Below are 1863 nucleotides of genomic sequence, written 5' to 3' on the forward strand. Positions count from 1 at the left end.
AAGAAGTGGAGAGTAAAAGAGCTAAAGTCAAGATAGCCAAGTGGCTTAACATCCATCCTCACAACATCGCGCAAAAGATAGAGATAATATGTGAACACTTTAGAACGCATGTGGCTCATCTACTAGATGGCCAAGCCAAAGCTATGGTCGTGACATCAAGCAGACAATCAGCAGTCAGATACAAGATAGCATTTGACAAGTACATCAAAGAGCATAACATAGAAGAGCAGATGCAGGCTATGGTGGCTTTCTCAGGTAAAATAACCGATGACATCGAAGGTACAGAAAAAGAGTATACAGAATTCAATATGAACCCAAACCTAAGAGGCAGGGAGATGAGAAAAGCTTTTGATTCCAATGACTATCAGGTAATGCTGGTAGCTAACAAGTTCCAAACAGGATTTGACCAACCAAAACTATGTGCCATGTATGTAGACAAGAAGTTGGGTGGGGTTGATTGCGTGCAGACACTCTCAAGACTGAACAGAACCTATGCAGGTAAAGAACAGACCTTTATACTGGACTTCTACAATGAAGCTGTAGATATCAAAGAAGCCTTTGAACCGTACTACAACACCACTGAACTTGAAGATGTTACAGACCCCAATATCGTCTATGATATGCAGACTAAACTGGAAGCAAGTACTATCTTTACAACTATGGATGTAGAGAACTATGCCAAAGCATTCTTTGACCCTAAGGGCACACAGGCATCTATGAGTTCCGCCATTAAACCAGCCGTAGATAGATACAAGAACAGATACAAGCAAGCACTGGAAAGTATTAACAACATTAAGAGTAGCCTAAAGCAAGCCAAACAGAACAAAGATGATAAAGCCATACACAACTATGAACTTGACCTCAAAGAAGCTAATGAAGATAAGAATGCACTTGACATCTTCAAGAAAGAGCTTATCACATTTCTACGGATGTATGAGTTCCTGTCACAGATAGTGGACTATGCAGACGAAGACCTACTAAAGTTGTCAGAATTTGTAAAAGCACTTATACCAAACCTAAAGACATATGACCCTAAAGACCCAATAGATATATCATTGGTAGAATTATCACATTACAAACTACACAAACAAAAGAGCCAAGCCATTAGCTTAGTGGGAGAGGGTGAACTACCTCCTATAGGGGGAGGTGGTGCTACTGCAAGAGACCCAGAGAAAGAGTTGCTTTCAGAAATAGTTGAACACATGAATGCACTCTTTGAAGGTGAGCTAAGTGATGATGATATGCTGAACTACGCTAGAACCATCAAAGACAAGGTCATGGAAAATGAGAAGGTCGTAGAACAGGTAAACAATAATACTAAAGAACAGGCAATGATGGGTGGATTCGCAGATGCTATCAACGATGCAGTTATAGATAGTCTTGATGCACATCAAAACCTTGCTACACAGGTGCTTGGGAAAGAGCGTATTAAAAATGGCTTGGCTGATATTGTGTATGAGTTGATAGTTAGAGGACTAAAGGCGAGTTAAAATCTATTCTTCTTTGAATACATACCATATAAGAAGGCATTTCGTTTACCCATGTCAAGACCGATGAAAGAATGAGAGATAAAAGATTGAAGAGAGTGGGTAAGAAATTATAGGATTATATGCACTTTTTCAACATGCTACGGACTACACACGGACTTGCTGAAAAATTAGAAAACTTAAAAAGGCTATGAAATGACTTTTTTTAGGGGACTAGTTGAGGTTAGTATGATTTTATGGCTGAGAGGAAGGGATTCGAACCCTCGGTGAGTTACCCCACACAGACGTTCCAGGTCTGCACCTTCGACCACTCGGACACCTCTCATTATACATATGAAATATCTATCAATAAACAAAAAAAGTTTTTGGATTATCG

At 39.6% G+C, this 1863-nt stretch carries 1 tRNA gene and 1 pseudogene; one reads left to right on the forward strand and one right to left on the reverse strand.

What is annotated here, in order from left to right:
* A pseudogene (locus ABYK33_RS15720) lies at window positions 1–1490 on the forward strand (type I restriction endonuclease subunit R); the annotation flags it as partial.
* A 234-nt stretch (window positions 1491–1724) separates the two neighbouring features.
* Here the strand turns inward: ABYK33_RS15720 and ABYK33_RS15725 are convergent.
* Window positions 1725–1812 (reverse strand) — tRNA-Ser (locus ABYK33_RS15725).
* Window positions 1813–1863 lie beyond the last annotated feature (51 nt).

Source organism: Sulfurovum sp. (assembly GCF_041562805.1).
GTDB lineage: Bacteria > Campylobacterota > Campylobacteria > Campylobacterales > Sulfurovaceae > Sulfurovum.